The 17,109-nt window shown below is 54.0% G+C and carries 17 protein-coding genes and 1 tRNA gene; 2 read left to right on the top strand and 16 right to left on the bottom strand.

What is annotated here, in order from left to right; all coding sequences use genetic code 11:
• Window positions 1-27: 27 nt before the first annotated feature.
• The 4 genes from ABOC97_RS21475 to proB form a co-directional block, all read right to left on the bottom strand.
• Window positions 28-1,242 (bottom strand): tyrosine-type recombinase/integrase, encoded by a 1,215-nt coding sequence (locus ABOC97_RS21475; RefSeq protein WP_033144708.1) that lies wholly within the window; start codon window positions 1,240-1,242, stop codon window positions 28-30.
• Between the two features lie 165 nt (window positions 1,243-1,407).
• Window positions 1,408-1,483 (bottom strand) — tRNA-Thr (locus ABOC97_RS21480).
• Between the two features lie 113 nt (window positions 1,484-1,596).
• Window positions 1,597-2,847 carry a glutamate-5-semialdehyde dehydrogenase gene (gene proA / locus ABOC97_RS21485; RefSeq protein ID WP_349601617.1) on the bottom strand — a complete coding sequence of 417 codons (1,251 nt, stop codon included), beginning with the start codon at window positions 2,845-2,847 and terminating at the stop codon, window positions 1,597-1,599.
• A 10-nt stretch (window positions 2,848-2,857) separates the two neighbouring features.
• Window positions 2,858-3,961, bottom strand: coding sequence for a glutamate 5-kinase (proB, locus tag ABOC97_RS21490; RefSeq protein WP_234504553.1), 1,104 nt, complete (start codon window positions 3,959-3,961; stop codon window positions 2,858-2,860).
• A gap of 284 nt (window positions 3,962-4,245) precedes the next feature.
• Between proB and phoE the strand changes: the two genes are divergently transcribed.
• The gene (gene phoE / locus ABOC97_RS21495; protein ID WP_349601619.1) at window positions 4,246-5,331 is read left to right on the top strand and encodes a phosphoporin PhoE; all 1,086 of its coding nucleotides are present in this window, start codon (window positions 4,246-4,248) and stop codon (window positions 5,329-5,331) included.
• An 87-nt stretch (window positions 5,332-5,418) separates the two neighbouring features.
• Here phoE and crl read toward each other — a convergent pair whose 3' ends face one another.
• From crl to gpt, 3 genes are all read right to left on the bottom strand, one after another.
• Window positions 5,419-5,820 carry a sigma factor-binding protein Crl gene (gene crl / locus ABOC97_RS21500; protein ID WP_234504546.1) on the bottom strand — a complete coding sequence of 134 codons (402 nt, stop codon included), beginning with the start codon at window positions 5,818-5,820 and terminating at the stop codon, window positions 5,419-5,421.
• A gap of 57 nt (window positions 5,821-5,877) precedes the next feature.
• On the bottom strand, window positions 5,878-7,122 hold the full coding sequence (gene frsA, locus ABOC97_RS21505; RefSeq protein WP_349601621.1) for an esterase FrsA: 1,245 nt from the start codon (window positions 7,120-7,122) through the stop codon (window positions 5,878-5,880).
• A gap of 105 nt (window positions 7,123-7,227) precedes the next feature.
• Entirely contained in the window at window positions 7,228-7,686 is a 459-nt protein-coding gene (gpt, locus tag ABOC97_RS21510; RefSeq protein ID WP_062777267.1) for a xanthine phosphoribosyltransferase, read from the bottom strand.
• Window positions 7,687-7,942: 256 nt separating this feature from the next.
• On the opposite strand from gpt, the gene pepD reads away from it, so the two are divergent.
• Entirely contained in the window at window positions 7,943-9,400 is a 1,458-nt protein-coding gene (pepD, locus tag ABOC97_RS21515; RefSeq protein ID WP_234504540.1) for a beta-Ala-His dipeptidase, read from the top strand.
• Window positions 9,401-9,447: 47 nt separating this feature from the next.
• Here the strand turns inward: pepD and ABOC97_RS21520 are convergent, their stop codons facing one another.
• The 9 genes from ABOC97_RS21520 to ABOC97_RS21560 all read right to left on the bottom strand — a co-directional run bounded on the left by ABOC97_RS21520 (window position 9,448) and on the right by ABOC97_RS21560 (window position 17,106).
• A complete protein-coding gene (locus tag ABOC97_RS21520) occupies window positions 9,448-9,891 on the bottom strand; it encodes a GNAT family N-acetyltransferase (RefSeq protein WP_349601624.1) in 444 nt (147 codons plus the stop codon).
• Window positions 9,892-9,893: 2 nt separating this feature from the next.
• Window positions 9,894-10,949 carry a DNA polymerase IV gene (dinB, locus tag ABOC97_RS21525; protein ID WP_349601626.1) on the bottom strand — a complete coding sequence of 352 codons (1,056 nt, stop codon included), beginning with the start codon at window positions 10,947-10,949 and terminating at the stop codon, window positions 9,894-9,896.
• A gap of 96 nt (window positions 10,950-11,045) precedes the next feature.
• On the bottom strand, window positions 11,046-11,261 hold the full coding sequence (gene nqrM / locus ABOC97_RS21530) for a (Na+)-NQR maturation NqrM (RefSeq protein ID WP_349601664.1): 216 nt from the start codon (window positions 11,259-11,261) through the stop codon (window positions 11,046-11,048).
• Between the two features lie 2 nt (window positions 11,262-11,263).
• The gene (gene nqrF / locus ABOC97_RS21535) at window positions 11,264-12,487 is read right to left on the bottom strand and encodes an NADH:ubiquinone reductase (Na(+)-transporting) subunit F (RefSeq protein WP_234504581.1); all 1,224 of its coding nucleotides are present in this window, start codon (window positions 12,485-12,487) and stop codon (window positions 11,264-11,266) included.
• Between the two features lie 12 nt (window positions 12,488-12,499).
• Window positions 12,500-13,096 (bottom strand): NADH:ubiquinone reductase (Na(+)-transporting) subunit E, encoded by a 597-nt coding sequence (gene nqrE, locus ABOC97_RS21540; RefSeq protein ID WP_052284364.1) that lies wholly within the window; start codon window positions 13,094-13,096, stop codon window positions 12,500-12,502.
• 6 nt (window positions 13,097-13,102) lie between these two features.
• Window positions 13,103-13,741: an NADH:ubiquinone reductase (Na(+)-transporting) subunit D gene (locus tag ABOC97_RS21545; protein WP_349601628.1), complete on the bottom strand. Its 639-nt coding sequence runs from the start codon at window positions 13,739-13,741 to the stop codon at window positions 13,103-13,105.
• A complete protein-coding gene (locus ABOC97_RS21550; RefSeq protein ID WP_349601630.1) occupies window positions 13,734-14,528 on the bottom strand; it encodes a Na(+)-translocating NADH-quinone reductase subunit C in 795 nt (264 codons plus the stop codon). Before ABOC97_RS21550 ends, ABOC97_RS21545 begins: the two co-directional genes overlap by 8 nt.
• Complete coding sequence (locus ABOC97_RS21555; RefSeq protein WP_349601666.1) at window positions 14,521-15,759, bottom strand: NADH:ubiquinone reductase (Na(+)-transporting) subunit B; 1,239 nt, start codon at window positions 15,757-15,759, stop codon at window positions 14,521-14,523. Before ABOC97_RS21555 ends, ABOC97_RS21550 begins: the two co-directional genes overlap by 8 nt.
• 3 nt (window positions 15,760-15,762) lie before the next feature.
• Entirely contained in the window at window positions 15,763-17,106 is a 1,344-nt protein-coding gene (locus ABOC97_RS21560) for a Na(+)-translocating NADH-quinone reductase subunit A (RefSeq protein WP_349601632.1), read from the bottom strand.
• Window positions 17,107-17,109: the final 3 nt, after the last annotated feature.

Genomic DNA, 17,109 nt, shown 5'->3' on the forward strand with positions numbered 1-17,109 from the left:
ATTAACTATCACTGTCTATTCATCCAGTCATAAGGATTTACCAAAACGCCCGTGAACCACGTTTTCATGGTGTTCCAGCGCATCCATATAGTCGGCATACCATTGAAGCATTTCCCGGCGGCCATCGAGATATTGAGCGTGGTTGTATGTGCCTCGAATAGAGTTTTTATCGACGTGGGCGAGCTGCGTTTCAATCCATGCGGTGTTATAGCCCTGTTCGTGGAGAATGGTACTCATGGTGTGGCGGAAACCGTGGCCTGTCACTCTCCCGGCATACCCGATGCGTTTAAAAACCTGGTTAATGCTGGCTTCACTCATGGTTTTACGCGGATCATTACGCCCAGGGAATATATAGGGATAGCGGCCTGTCATTTCCCGGATACGCATGATTATGGCTTGGGCCTGTAATGACAATGGCACGATGTGTGGGCGGCGCATCTTCATTCGCTCTGCTGGGATTTCCCACACCGCAGCATCAGCATCGATTTCCTGCCACATAGCCCCACGCAGTTCGCCAGTTCTTAAACCGGTAATGATTAGCAAACGTGCTGCCAATACCACCAGCATACTGCCGGAATACCCAGAAAGAGCCTCAAAGAACGTCGGTAGCTCAGACGTATTCAGGAAAGGATAGTGCTTGGATTCATGCCCCTGCATAGCGCTAGTGAGATCTGGCGCTGGGTTGTATTCTGCCCGGCCGGTAACAATGGCATAGCGGAAGACTTCACCGCAGCGCTGCCTAACCTTCTTAGCCTTCTCCGTTGCCCCTCGCCCCTCCATTCGGCGAAGCACATTAAGCAATTCGAGCGGCTTGATTTCCGCGATTGGTTTTTTACCAATATACGGAAAAACATCTTTATTGAATGCCTCCATAATGTCTGAGGCGTACCCCTCAGACCATTTGTATAGTTTGCTGGAGTGCCATTCACAGGCAATTTCCTGAAACGTATTCCTGACATTTGCCTCTCGAGCTATCTTTTCTTCCCGTTTCGCTTCGTTGGGATCGATACCCCCAGCGATACCCCTTTTTGCCTCATCACGTTTAGCTCGCGCATCAGCAAGGGTAACGTCTGGATATACTCCCAGAGCCAGCAGCTTTTCTTTGCCTGCTACACGATACTTAAGCCGCCAGTATCGTGCGCCATTTGGGTTAACCAGAAGATAAAGCCCACCACCATCAGCAAGTTTATAGGGTTTATCTTTTGGTTTAGCGGTATCAACCTGGCGGGCGTTGAGCTTCATTGGGGGTATCTCCACAAGACCTAACAGCACATACCCCCGAATGTACCCCCAGAAGCATGTAGATTTTGGGGTATGTCAGTAGACGTAAAAATACTATCAGGAGCGACACAATACAGAGTATAAGGGGTTTGAGTGAACTTTAGTAGACGTTAGAAGATGTTTGAATGGTGCCGATAATAGGAGTCGAACCTACGACCTTCGCATTACGAATGCGCTGCTCTACCAACTGAGCTATATCGGCCCTGCAAGATGTGACCACGGACGTGAATCACGAGGCAAAAGGTTAAGACTTACCGGGCGATGCGTCAATAGTCAGGTTAATCAACTGCCTATTTTTGCATCGCCCGCTATCAATTACGCACGAATGGTATCGTCGCCGAAGCCAATCCACTTGTAGGTGGTCAGTGCTTCCAGCCCCATCGGGCCGCGCGCGTGCAATTTCTGCGTGCTGACCGCGACTTCCGCACCGAGGCCAAACTGGCCGCCGTCGGTGAAACGGGTCGACGCGTTGACGTACACCGCCGAGGAATCCACCTCGTTGATGAAACGATTGGCGTTGCTCAGGGTGCGGGTCAGGATGGCATCGGAGTGCTGAGTGCCGTGGGCGCGGATATGGTCGATAGCCGCGTCCATGTCAGCAACGATAACCACGTTAAGATCCAGCGACAGGAACTCGTTATCCAGCTCTTCAGGCTTCAGGGCCACCAGCTTCGCCGGGCCTTTCAGCTCGCGCATTACCGTTTCATCGCCGTGCAGCGTCACGCCGCTTGTCGCCATCTGCTGGCTTAATGCCGGCAGGAAACGTTCAGCAATAGCCTGATTCACCAACAGCGTTTCCACGGTATTGCAGGTGCTTGGACGCTGAGTTTTAGCATTCACGAGAATCTTCAGCGCCGGCTCAATCTCGGCCGTATCATCCACATAGATATGACAAACACCAATACCGCCGGTGATCACCGGGATCGTCGACTGTTCGCGGCACAGCTTGTGCAGACCCGCGCCGCCGCGAGGGATCAGCATGTCGATGTATTTATCCATGCGCAGCATTTCGCTGACCAGCGCACGATCCGGATTGTCGATCGCCTGCACCGCCGCTTCCGGCAGGCCGCACTCTTTTAACGCCCGTTGGATAACGCCAACCGTGGCGGCGTTGGTACGATAAGTCTCTTTACCACCGCGCAGGATCGCGGCGTTGCCAGTTTTCAGGCACAGCGCGGCTACATCAACGGTGACGTTCGGGCGCGCTTCGTAAATCACGCCAATAACGCCCAACGGCACGCGGCGACGTTCAACGCGCAGCCCGCTGTCCAGCAAACCACCGTCAATCACCTGCCCTACTGGATCGGCCAGCGTGCAGACCTGGCGTACGTCATTGGCAATCGCCGTCAGACGCGCCGGAGTCAGCGCCAGGCGGTCAAGCATCGCTTCACTCAGGCCACCTTCACGTGCCTGAGTCAGATCGTCTGCGTTAGCCCGCAGAATCTCATCGCTGTGTGATTCCAGATAATCAGCAATAGTTTCCAGAACCCGGTTTTTTTCACGGCTGGATAACAGCGCCAATTTGTAAGAGGCTTGCTTCGCTGCAATGCCCATTTGTTCCAGCATGTTGAACTCCTTAACGGGTGATCATGTCGTCACGATGAACGGCAACCGGGCCGTACTCATAGCCGAGGATGGCATCAATCTCTTGCGAATGGTGCCCGGCAATCAACCGCAGCGCGTCGCTGTTATAGCGGCTGACGCCATGCGCGATGTCCCGACCTTCAAGGTTACGAATACGGATCACTTCACCACGGGAGAAGTTACCTGTCACGTTTTTAATGCCTTTTGGAAGTAATGAACTACCACGTTCCAGAATCGCGCCCGTCGCACCGGCATCGACAATCAGTTCACCTGCTGGAGGTGCGCCGAAGATCCAGCGTTTGCGGTTCTCCAGCGGCGTGTCCTGGGCATGGAAACGGGTACCGACGGAGATATTCGCCATCACGTCACCAATCACGCCAGGCAGACTGCCCGCGGCAATAATGGTGTCGATACCAGCACGACAGGCAACGTCGGCGGCCTGTAGTTTGGTGCCCATGCCGCCGGTACCCAGACCGGAGACGCTGTCGCCGGCGACGGCGCGCAGTTTGTCATCGATACCGTAGACATCTTTAATCAGTTCCGCATCCGGATTGCTGCGCGGATCGGCCGTAAACAGACCCTGCTGATCGGTGAGCAGCAGCAGCTTATCCGCGCCTGCCAGAATGGCTGCCAGCGCAGAGAGGTTGTCGTTGTCGCCCACTTTGATTTCAGCGGTCGCCACCGCATCGTTCTCATTAATCACCGGAACAATGTTGTTATCGAGCAGCGCACGCATGGTGTCACGCGCGTTGAGGAAACGCTCGCGGTCTTCCATATCAGCGCGCGTCAGCAGCATTTGGCCGACGTGAATACCGTAAATGGAGAAGAGCTGTTCCCAGAGCTGAATTAAGCGGCTTTGGCCAACGGCAGCCAACAGCTGTTTAGAAGCGATAGTCGCGGGCAGTTCAGGGTAGCCCAGATGCTCTCGCCCGGCGGCGATGGCGCCTGAGGTAACGATAACAATACGATGCCCAGCCGCATGGAGCTGAGCACACTGGCGAACCAGTTCCACAATGTGCGCGCGGTTCAGGCGGCGCGATCCGCCCGTTAAAACACTGGTGCCCAGTTTGACGACCAGCGTCTGACTATCACTCATGATTCTCTGCCGTTAAATAGGAAAAAATGATACCAAACTCACGTTGTAGCAGGAGTCTGGCCGCTTGCCAACTGCCAGCATTGAAAGCGAGGGTTTTGTTGCGCGGGATCAGGCAGCCTAGAGGCGATTGTTGACATTTTTATGACAGAAAAAATTAATCATACTTTTTTATATTTAATCGGACATTGTCATAAATTTTTAACACGCGGGGGATAAAAACGTTCCTGTTTTTTCACAGTGGTCTTTCACAGCAATTTTAGAACATAAAAAACCGGGATTAAGAAATGCAAAAAACTACGCTGGCATTAACGATGATGGGTATTATTGCGTCCTCTTCAGCGATGGCTGCTGAAGTATATAACAAAGACGGTAATAAACTGGACGTTTACGGCAAAGTCAAAGCCATGCATTACATGAGCGACGATTCAAGCTCCGATGGCGATAAAACATACGTTCGTTTTGGTTTCAAAGGTGAAACCCAAATTAACGATCAGCTGACCGGTTATGGTCGCTGGGAATCTGAATTCTCCGGTAATAACGACGAAAGCACCTCTACGCAAAAAACGCGTCTGGCTTTCGCCGGTCTGAAAGTTAAACAGTTCGGTTCTTTTGATTACGGTCGTAACCTCGGCGCGCTGTACGATGTTGAAGCCTGGACCGATATGTTCCCGGAATTCGGCGGTGACTCCACCGGTAAAACCGATAACTTCATGACCAAGCGCTCAAGCGGCCTGGCAACCTACCGTAACTCTGACTTCTTCGGCGTTGTCGATGGTCTGGATTTAACCCTGCAATATCAGGGTAAAAACGACCGTAGCACTTACGCTACCGCTAACGGCGACGGCTTCGGTTCTGCGCTGTCCTATGATTTCGGTGGCAGCGATTTCGCGATTAGCGCGGCGTACACCAACTCTGACCGTACCAACGTTCAGCAGGCTAAATCCCTGGCTAAAGGCGGGAAAAATGCCGAGTCCTGGGGTACTGGTGTGAAATATGACGCCAACAATGTTTACCTGGCGATGATTTATACCGAAACCCGCAATATGACCCCAATTAAAGGTCTGGTCTCTGCGGATCAAGGTTTTGCTAATAAAGCACAGAACTTCGAAGCCGTTGCCCAATATCAGTTTGATTTCGGCCTGCGTCCATCCCTGGGTTACGTGCAGATGAAAGGCAAAGATCTGGATAACGGAATTGGCGATCAGGATCTGATGAAATATGTGGATGTCGGTGCGACCTACTATTTCAACAAAAATATGTCAGCGTTTGTTGATTATAAGATCAACCTGATTGATGAAGATGCCGTGACCAAACGTCTGGCTATTATGACCGATGACGTTGTTGCGGTTGGTATGACCTACCAGTTCTAAGTGATTTATAAAAAAGCCTTCCAGATGGAAGGTTTTTTTTATGGCCAAATAAAAAGACCAGCGCACAGGCTGGTCTCTTTATTTAGTTTATGCCGTACGCTTAACCGCTTCGTTGGCAAAACCTTCTGCCGGCTCCAGCGTCAGATCCAGCGTCTTGAGCAACTCTTTTGCCCGGTCATGGAAACCACGCAACGTTAACTGCAGACGTTCAACCACCTCGGGATCTTTGATCGCCACCGCCTGCCATACCCCATCTTTATCAAACAGGCCGAACTGGTAGCTGTAAGTGAAGCGATTTTCTTGCGCTTCCATTTCCATCCACCAGCCCCAGAACTCACGCTTCTCAGGCGCAGGCTTTACGTTAACGCAAACGGCCAGACAGTCGAAAAAAAAGCGGTTGTCTTCGCACTGTTCTTCGCGAATATAGGGGCCAAGCGCAGCGAATTTCTTAATCAATCTACTCTTCGGGTGTCCACTCGGTAACGTCATTGCGATCTCCTTTAGTGATGCACCTGTTTTACCAAATCAATAGAATTTATCAATCTATTAACAAAATCTATTGTTGATCCACCCGGCAATTTCTTTCAGCGCCTTGTCAAAGTTGCGATACACCGGGTTAAACGGGATCGACATCAGTTTCCCCTGCGCAGATGACGAAACAATTAAACGCGACTCTTCTTCCGGGCTAAATGGATCATTATTCCAGAATCCTGAAAGCATTGGCGTTGGGCAGCGGCGTCCCAGCAGCCCCTGAGTTTTCAGGGAGTAGCGATTAAGTTCAACGCGCAGCGCTTCGTCAGACGCATCGTGCATGCCCAGTCGCGAGGCCAGCACATCGAGATACATCTCCGGCACGCGCCCCTGTTGCAGTGGATCATTCAAAAGACAATGCACCACCGGCCCCAGACAGGCGACAGCTTTTAGATTCTGCGCTTCCAGATACGCCAGGCGCACAGCGATGTTGGCCCCGAAGCGGAAACCAAAAGCGGCAACGCGGGTATGGTCAACCCACGGGATATTCGGCAGCGCACGGATCACATGCTGATGCAGCATGCTGGAGTCCTGAGTCAGCTTCCATTTTGAGGAGAAGCCGATAGAGGGCATATCCACCGTCAGCATCGCAATCCCCAGCGGCGCAAAATAGTGTTCGTATAGGCTGTAATAATCGGTTTGCAGACCATCAAGGCCGCCGCACATCAGCACCGTCGGGAACGGGCCCTCGCCTTTCGGCATATGCAGGAAACCGGTAATCGGCGCCCCACCAGGAATGGCAAACTCTAGCTCGCGCATCTCGCCTGGCAAACGCTTCGCCGCTTCTTCATAAGCACGGTTAGCCAGCGCCTGCGCCTGCTCGGCGAGGTCGTCCCCCTTCAGATGGGGGTAGGCGGCAATGCTATAGAGGTTAGAGGCGTGCAGCCAGTGGCGTCCGCTGAGGGTTTCATCAGGCTCCTGAGTGGCTTTCTGCTGCCAAAGCATGGCCTGTGATGACCACTCATAAATCCAGTTACCGCCCCGGTAGCCGACAACGGTGTCAAACAGCTCATCGTCGGTACGCTCGGCCTTGCTCATCACGATGCGTGACTGGACGTCGAGAATTTCCTGCGGCGTTACGCCACGCCAAATCCACATCAGACGGTTAATCATGCGGTACCAGTGCGGGATATTACTTCCGCTCAGCGCCGACTGCATACTGTCGGTCTTACCGTTGGAGAAGCGGCGCACCAGCGTTGATGTTTCTGGGTGTTTAAAGCGCGGTTTGAATAGCGTTTCGCTGAGATTGGCTTCTGGCATCACAAAACCTCCATAGGTACGATCCTGAGCTTATTGTAACGCGTGGAACGTTAAAAAAAACAACGCCCGGCATAACCGGGCGTTGGAAGCGCATTTATTGATGAATTAACGGCCAGAAATAGGCGGTACGAATACCACGCCCATGTCCCAAGGCTGTTCAATCCAGGTATCCTGCGGGATATCAACAACATAATCGTTAACCAGTGGGCGACCCGCTGGTTTAGCGAAGATGGTGACGAAATGCGCTTTCGGGTACATTTCACGAATAGCTACCGCGGTGCCGCCGGTATCTACCAGATCGTCAATAACGATAAAGCCTTCGCCATCGCCTTCAGCGCGTTTGAGAACTTTCAGTTCACGCTGGTTGTCGTGGTCATAGCTGGAGATGCATACGGTGTCGACATGACGAATGCCCAGTTCACGTGCCAGCAGTGCGGCTGGTACCAGACCGCCACGGCTAACGGCAATAATGCCTTTCCATTGTTCTGAAGGCATCAGGCGTGCAGCCAGTTTGCGCGCATGAATCTGCAACATGTCCCAGGTGACGACGTATTTTTCGCTCATGTGAAGTGTCCCAGCCTGTGTTATACGGCTTAAAAAGTGTTCAAGGGGGAAATGGGTTGCGCGAGATTATAGAGATCTGACGCACTAAAAACCAGTGTTTAGCGGAATTGCAGGCTCTTTTTACGTGGTTTCTTCTACCGGGAGGGAGAGAAAGTGGTATTCTCAACCGCATCGCGCAAGCCAGTCTTGTGGTATATGTATGTGCTAACCCTTTACCTGCAAGCGACTTTTGCAGAACGCCGTAAGGAGACTCATCGTGTCTGAACTGTCTCAATTATCCCCGCAGCCGCTGTGGGATATTTTTGCCAAAATCTGTTCTATTCCGCACCCTTCTCATCATGAAGAGCAGCTCGCTGCCCATATCGTGGGCTGGGCGAAAGAAAAAGGTCTGCACGCAGAACGCGACCAGGTCGGCAACATTCTGATTCGTAAAGCCGCGACGCCGGGCATGGAAAACCGCAAAGCGGTTGTTCTGCAGGCTCACCTTGATATGGTGCCGCAGAAAAACAATGACACCGTGCACGACTTCGCCAAAGACCCAATTCAGCCGTACATCGACGGCGAGTGGGTAAAAGCACGTGGTACAACGCTGGGGGCTGATAACGGTATTGGCATGGCGTCCGCGCTGGCAGTACTTTCCGACGATTCCGTTGAGCATGGCCCGCTGGAAGTGCTGCTGACCATGACCGAAGAGACCGGGATGGACGGCGCATTTGGTCTGCAGCCTAACTGGCTGCAGGGCGAAATCCTGATCAACACCGACTCTGAAGAAGAGGGTGAAATCTACATGGGCTGTGCGGGTGGTATCGACTTTACCAGCAACCTGCCGCTGACCCGTGAAGCAATTCCGGCTGGCTTCCAGACCTTCAAGCTGACGCTGAAAGGGCTGAAAGGCGGCCACTCCGGCGGTGATATTCACCTCGGTCTGGGTAATGCCAACAAGCTGCTGGCCCGTTTCCTGGTCGCTCACGCAGCGGAACTGGATCTGCGTCTGGTTGACTTCACCGGCGGTACTCTACGTAACGCAATCCCACGTGAAGCGTTTGCCACTCTGGCGATTCCAGCAGATAAAGTTAGCGGCCTGAAAGATCTGGTAGAAACCTATCTGCACATCCTGCAAAACGAACTGTCGGCAAAAGAGAAAAACCTGAACCTGGTGCTGGAAGCTCAGACCGTTGAAGGTAAAGCGCTGACCAACGCTTCCCGCGATGCCTTTATTCAGTTGCTGAACGCGACGCCAAACGGCGTTATCCGCAACTCTGATGTTGCCAAAGGCGTGGTAGAAACCTCTCTGAACGTGGGCGTCGTCTCCTTTACTGAAGACACCGCAACCATTCACTGCCTGATTCGTTCCCTGCTCGATAGCGGCAAAGATTACGTTGTTAGCATGCTGGAATCACTGGGCGCGCTGGCTGGGGCAAAAACCCAGCCGAAAGGCGGCTACCCAGGCTGGCAGCCGGATGCAAGCTCTCCGGTAATGCAGCTGGTTCGTGAAACCTATCAGCGCCTGTTCAACAAGGTGCCAAACATTCAGATTATCCACGCGGGTCTGGAATGTGGTCTGTTCAAAAAACCGTATCCAAACATGGACATGGTCTCTATTGGGCCAACCATTACCGGTCCTCACTCTCCGGATGAGCAGGTTCATATCGAAAGCGTTGGCCAGTACTGGCAGCTGCTGACGGAACTGCTGAAAGCGATTCCGGCGAAGTAAGTTATGCCCTTCCCGGCGGGGTAACACTCGCCGGGAATCTCTGCCCACTACCTGGCTTTTTCCATCCGATAATTCATAAACCGCTCCCCGCGCGCTTCAACTTCTTGTTCCGCTATTACCCGAAAACCCAGCCGCTCAAAACACACTTTCGCCGTCAAGCTTGCTTCTACCGTGATCGTCCCCGCTGGAGTCTGGGTAAACAGTTCCTGCAACAAAGCGCTGGCAATGCCCTGCCGCGAATGTCCAGGATCCACAAAAAGCAGATCGATATACGTGCCTATCGCGGTAACGAAACCGACTGGGCACTGGTCTACAGTAGCCACCAGCACACGTGAGCTAGCCAGTTTTTGCCGCCAGCGCGCTTCATCAACCTGAGCCCAGGCCTCAATCTGCGATGCCGAGTAATGCTGACTCGCGGTTTCCCGTACTGCACACAGGAAAATCTGGCACAACGCAGAGAGATCACTTTCACGATACGGACGAATAACCATGGTTAAATCCCTAACAGAAGCTGCCGTTCCAGCTGTGGATCCAGCAGCGTAACATGCAGGCCAACAAGCCGTACTCCGCGCCCTGCGCGCCGCTCATGCCAGGATTTTTGCGCCGTGGCGATGAGATCGTCTTTGTTTAGCTTCGGCCAGACATGTTCCTGGGTGGTGAGCTGAAAGTCATTAAATTTCAGTTTCACGCCCTGACGCGCGATCAGCAGGTCCGGTTTGACCTTCGCCAGCCGACGTTCCAGTTCAGGGTAGAGCCGTTCGATAATGGCCTCGCAATCGGACCACTCATGAATGTCTTCTTCCAGCGTCCGTTCTACGCCTATCGATTTACGCTGCCTGTCGTTGTGGATCTCCCGCTCATCGATCCCCTGACTGCGCTCCCAGAGGATCCGGCCAAACTTGCCAAAACGCTTTAACAGCATCGCTAAATCGCTATTCTGCACATCTTCACAGGTACGCAGCCCCATGCTTTCGAGCTTCGCCGCCGACACCTTGCCCACGCCGGGGATTTTGCTCAGCGGCAGGTTTTTGAGAAATGCCGGGACTTCAGCCGGAGTCAGGACAAACTGGCCGTCGGGTTTGTTGAGATCGGAGGCAATTTTGGCGAGAAACTTCACCGGCGCCACGCCCGCCGAAGCGGTGAGGGCCAGCTCTTTAAATATGGTCTGACGGATTTCCTGGGCCATTAACGTCGCCGAACCGTGGCAGTGCGGGCTGTCGCTCACGTCAAGATAGGCTTCATCCAGCGACAGCGGTTCAATCAGCGAAGTGTAGCGGGAGAAAATTTCACGGATGTGATGAGAGGCTTCGCGATAGGCTTCAAAGCGTCCCGGCAGTAACGTGAGGTGCGGACAGAGCTTCAGCGCCATTCCGGTAGGCATGGCGCTACGCACGCCAAATTTGCGCGCCGGATAGTTCGCCGTGCTGATAACCCCGCGCTGTACCCGACTGCCGCCGATGGCGATAGGAATATCGCGCAGCGCCGGATTGTCACGCATTTCAACCGCCGCGAAGAAGCAGTCCATATCAATATGGATTATTTTGCGCATCGTTAGCCCTCACTTACCACTGGATAAGTATACAGCATGACTTTAGCAAATGAGAAGAGTGCAGAATCGCCCGGCGGCACCGGGCGATAGAGAAAACTACAGGATGCGGTTTTGTTGCCGCTGTGCCTCACGCGCCATACGTTTCTTACGCGCATCGCAGGGTTCAGGGCAGTCGCAGACTTTTTCCAGCCCCAGCGACGAGATGCCACCGCAGCTACCCTGCAGCGTTTTTCGCTTCACCAGATAGCCCAGCGACATTCCAAACACCACCAGGATAAAAATGGCGAATGTCGCCAGAAACACCGTTAGCATCATCAGCCTCCAAAGTCGTCGAGCATGATGTTTTCATCCTCGACGCCCAGGTCTTTGAGCATTTTAATCACCGCGGCGTTCATCATCGGCGGCCCACACATGTAGAACTCGCAGTCTTCCGGTGCCGGGTGGTCACGCAGATAGTTCTCGTACAGAACGTTATGAATAAAGCCCGTGTAGCCCGTCCAGTTATCTTCCGGCAGCGCATCGGAGAGCGCAATATTGAAGCTAAAGTTCGGATTTTCCCGCGCGAGTTGCTCAAATTCTTCAGCATAGAACATTTCACGCAGCGAGCGCGCACCGTACCAGAAGCTGATTTTACGCGTGCTGTGCAGACGCTTAAGCTGGTCGAAAATATGCGAACGCATCGGCGCCATCCCGGCCCCACCGCCGATAAAGACCATTTCCGCCTCGGTTTCTTTGGCAAAGAACTCCCCAAATGGCCCCGAGATCGTCACCTTATCACCCGCTTTCAGCGACCAGATGTAGGAAGACATAATCCCCGGAGGTGCCTCAGGTGCGGACGGCGGCGGCGTGGCGATACGCACGTTGAGCATAATAATACCCTTCTCTTCTGGGTAGTTCGCCATCGAGTAAGCGCGAAGCGTAGGCTCTTTGACGTCGGAGACGTAGCGGAAGAGATTAAATTTATCCCAGTCACCACGATACTCATCCGGCACGTCGAAGTCGGCGTAGGCCACTTTATGCGGCGGGCATTCAATCTGAATATAGCCACCGGCGCGGAACGGCACATTTTCACCGGCAGGGATCGCCAGCTTAAGCTCTTTAATGAAGGTGGCTTTGTTATCGTTAGAGATAACTTCGCATTCCCATTTTTTAACGCCAAACACTTCGTCCGGCAGTTCGATTTTCATGTCCTGGCGCACGGCAACCTGACAGGCCAGGCGACAGCCCTCTTTCGCCTCGCGTTTGGTGATATGTGAAAGCTCGGTCGGCAGAATATCGCCGCCGCCCTCTTTCACCGTCACCCGGCACTGACCGCAGGAACCACCGCCACCGCAGGCAGAGGAGATAAAAATGCCGTTGCTGGACAGCGTATTCAGCAGCTTGTCACCCGCCGGGGTTTTGATCTGCTTGTCCGCTTCATTGTTGATTTCAATAACCACGTCACCGGCATTGACCAGCTTTGATTTGGCGAACAAAATCAGCAGCGACAGCACCAGTACGATCAGCGTAAACATCACTACGCCCAGTAAAATTTCCATCATTAGCGGCCCTTATAGCTGCACACCGGAGAATGACATAAAGCCTAATGCCATTAATCCCGTGGTGATAAAGGTGATCCCTAAGCCACGCAGTCCCGCGGGCACATTTGAGTACTTCATTTTTTCGCGGATCCCGGCCATGGCGACAATCGCCAGCATCCAGCCGATCCCGGAACCAAAGCCGTAAACGATAGATTCACTGAAGTTGTAGTCGCGCTGCACCATGAACGAAACGCCGCCGAAGATGGCACAGTTCACGGCAATCAACGGCAGGAAGATACCCAGCGCGGTATACAGCGACGGGAAGTACTTATCGAGGATCATTTCGAGGATTTGCACCAGCGCCGCAATCACCCCAATAAAGGTGATGAAGTTGAGGAAGCTGAGGTCAACGCCTTCCGCCAGTGCGCCATCGCGCAGCACCAGGTTATAGACCAGGTTGTTAATGGGTACAGCCAGCCCCAGCACGACGGTTACCGCCACGCCAAGGCCAAAAGCGGTCGAGACTTTCTTCGATACCGCGAGGAAAGTACACATCCCCAGGAAGAACGCCAGCGCCATATTTTCAACAAACACCGCGCGAACAAACAGGCTAATGTAATGAGCCATAATCGGTTACTCCTTTTCCTGCTGTTCCGGCTTCCAGCTACGCAGCGCCCAGATCAGCAAACCGATAATGAAAAATGCGCTTGGCGCGAGCAGGAACAGGCCGTTTGGCTGATACCAGCCGCCGTTCTTGACGGTCTCCAGCACTGTAATACCAAACAGTTTTCCGCTGCCGATAAGTTCACGCAGGAAGCCGACAATCAGCAGAATGGCGCCATAGCCCAGGCCGTTGCCGATACCGTCCATAAAGCTCGCCAGCGGCGGTGACTTCATGGCATACGCTTCCGCGCGCCCCATCACGATACAGTTGGTGATGATAAGCCCAACGAACACCGACAGCTGTTTAGAGGTTTCATAGGCGAACGCCCGCAGCAGCTGATCCACCACGATAACCAGCGAGGCGATGATTGCCATTTGCACGATAATACGCACGCTGTTCGGAATGTGGTGGCGTATCATCGAGATAAACATGCTGGAAAACGCTGTCACCAGCGTAACCGCGATAGTCATCACGAAGGCCGTTTCAAGCTTGGTGGTGACCGCCAGCGCCGAACAGACGCCGAGCACCTGTAGCGCAATCGGGTTGTTGGCGATTAGCGGGCCAACCAGCACGCGCTTCATCTCTTTCATATCGCCTTGCTCAGCCATGATTCAGCCCTTCTTCACGCACCTGCTTCAGGAACGGGCCAAAGCCCATTTCACCCATCCAGAAATTGAAACTGTGCTGCACGCCGTTGGCGGTCAGCGTCGCGCCGGATAAACCATCCACTGCGTACAGATCGCCCTGCGGTGCCGCGCCTTTCATCACTCTCAGCGCCGGTTGACCATTGTCATCCACCACCCGTTTACCGATAAACTGCGCGCGCCAGTTCGGATTTTCGATTTCGCCGCCCAGCCCTGGGGTTTCCCCCTGGTCGTAATAAGTAATGCCTTTGATGGTACGGCCGTCAGTATCCAGCGCCACAAAGGCGTACATCATCGACCACAGGCCGTTGCCGTATACCGGCAGAACGATTTCCTGAGTTTTCTGCTGCTCGTCTTTGATCAGGTAGATTTCCACCACGTTGCTGCGGCGTTTGATACCCGCAGGATCCTGATTGGCTTCAAGCGCCACGCTCTGTTGAGGATCTTTTAACGCCAGGCTCTGATTAAATTTCGCCGGGTCGCTGTCCAGCATCGCGCCGCTTTTTAAATCCACCAGACGTGGCGTCACGCGTGCGGCATAAATTTCCGCAACCTCTTCGGCAGACATGTTGTCTTGCATCAAACCGGCAACGGCGAGAATGTTGCGCTGTTTATCCAGCGCGCGCTGTTCCTGCTGGAGGGGTTTGAGCCCAACGGCGGAGCCCGCCACCACGATGGAGCAGACCAGGCAAAGCACCAGCACCACCAGCAGCGTTTTGCCGATGCTATCGTTACTTTTGATTTCAGCCACGCGACTTCCTCCGCTTAATATTGGCCTGCACCACCAGGTAATCAAACAGCGGCGCAAACAGGTTGGCGAACAGAATCGCCAACATCATCCCTTCTGGATAGGCTGGGTTTACCACGCGAATCAGCACGCACATCACGCCAATCAACGCGCCGTAGCACCACTTCCCTTTATCCGTAAACGAGGCGGAAACCGGGTCGGTGGCCATAAACATCATGCCGAAAGCAAAACCACCCAGCACCAGATGCCAGTACCACGGCATAGCGAACATCGGGTTGGTATCAGAGCCAATCAGATTGAAGAGCGTCGCGCAGACCATCATGCCTGCCATCACTCCCGCCACAATGCGCCAGGAAGCGACGCGGCCAAAGATAATCAACGCCCCGCCAAGCAGAATCATCAAGGTAGAGACTTCGCCAATTGAACCGGGAATATTGCCGATAAAAGCGTCCATCCAGCTTATTGGCTGGCCAGAGACCACGTTCACCAGCGACTCGCCGCCATGACTTGACCATTGAGAAAGCGGCGTCGCGCCGGAGAATCCGTCGGCTGCCGTCCAGACCAGATCGCCGGAGATTTGCGCCGGGTAGGCGAAGAACAGGAACGCACGCCCCGCCAGTGCTGGGTTAAGGAAGTTGCGCCCGGTTCCGCCGAAGATCTCTTTTGCAATCACCACGCCGAAGGAGATGCCCAACGCCGCCTGCCACAGCGGCATCGTCGGAGGGACAATCAGCGCGAAAAGAATCGAAGTGACAAAGAAGCCTTCGTTTATCTCGTGTTTGCGTACGATGGAAAACAGGACTTCCCAGAAGCCACCGACCAGGAATACGGTCGCGTAGATAGGGACGAAGAACACCGCGCCCAGCATCATCATGCTGATCCAACCGGCGTCAGGAGCAAAACTCACGCCCAGCGCCTGCGCCAAACTATAGTGCCAGTTGCCTGTAATCACCTGCTGGAGCTGTTCCGCGCCGTACAGTTTGTGCAGCGCAGGAATGGTTTGCAGCCCTACGTTATACATGCCCCAGAACATCGCCGGGAACACGGCGAACCAGACGAGGATCATCATGCGTTTAAGGTCGATAGCGTCACGGACGTGCGCCGCACCTTTCGTCACATGGCCCGGCGTGTAGAGCAACGTCGCCGTCGCTTCAAACAGCGGGTAGTATTTTTCCAGCTTGCCGCCCTGCGTAAAGTGCGGCTCAACTTTTTCCAGTAGCTGTTTTAAGCCCATCACTTAGCCTTCCTGCTCAATTTGCGTTAATACGCGGCGTAACACCGGACCGTATTCGTATTTTCCTGGACAGACGTAGGTGCACAGCGCCAAATCTTCTTCGTCCAGCTCCAGGCAGCCCAACGCCTGAGCGCTGTCGGTGTCGCCTGCCAGCAGGTCGCGCAGCAGTACGGTAGGCAGAATATCCAGCGGCATCACCCGCTCGTAGCTGCCAATCGGCACCATCGCACGTTCGCCACCGTGGGTATCCGTCGAGAAGTTGAAAAGTTTGTTCTTCAGGAAATGGCCCAGCGTGGTGCGCGTAATAGAGAACTTATCCCGGCCCGGTGCAACCCAGCCGAGCAGCTCTTTTTCGCGCCCTTCTTTAAGCACGCTGACCTGCAGATGGAAGCGCCCCAGGAACGCATGCGGTCCAATGGCGTGAGTGCCGTTCAGAACGGAGCCGGAGAGTACGCGATTTTCACCCTCATGCAGTTCGTCCACCAGCAGCGCGTTAAGATCTGCGCCCAGACAGATTCGCACCAGGCGCGGGTGTTTCACCTGTGGGCCACCGAGCGCAATCACCCGTTCAGTCCATAACACACCGTCGAGGAACAGTTTGCCGATGGCGATAACATCCTGGTAGTTGAGGTGCCAGACCTGTTTATTCAGACTGACCGGTTCCAGAAAGTGAATATGCGTGCCGACTAATCCAGCCGGGTGCGGGCCGGTGAATTGGTTAAACGTCACCTGCCCCTGCGGATGACCGCCCAGCTTGCCACCGCTGCTCTGGCAGACGTGGACTTTACCGTCGGTCAGGCGCGTCAACAGGGTTAAACCGGCATTAAAGGCTTCACGCTGAGCAAGGATAATCGGCTGCGGATCGGCTGCCAGCGGATTGGTGTCCATTGCGGTGACGAAAATCGCCGCAGGCTCCGTACCCGGTGTCGGTGTTTTGCTGAAAGGACGCGTACGCATCGCCGTCCACAGGCCAGACTCAATCAGCTGCGAGGCCACCACATCACGCGGCAGGGTCGCCAGCGCATCGGCAGCATAGTGTGCAAACGCCACGGATTCATCGCCGTCGATATCAATCACTACCGATTGCAGCACCCGCCGCTCACCGCGATGTATTGCACTCACCGTGCCACAGGCCGGGGAGGTAAAGCGCACGCCGGGAATTTTTTTATCTTCAAAAAGCAGTTGCCCTTTAATGACCCGGTCGCCCTCTTTTACCGCCATGGAAGGGCGTAGCCCCACATATTCTTCACCCATGACCGCCACTCGGCTCACCATGACATCATCAATACGTTGTTGATCGGGCAGGCCGGCAATAGGCAAATCAAGGCCTTTCGTTATTTTAATCATACT

Origin of the sequence: Kluyvera huaxiensis (genome assembly GCF_040149365.1) — a bacterium.
GTDB lineage: Bacteria > Pseudomonadota > Gammaproteobacteria > Enterobacterales > Enterobacteriaceae > Kluyvera > Kluyvera intermedia_A.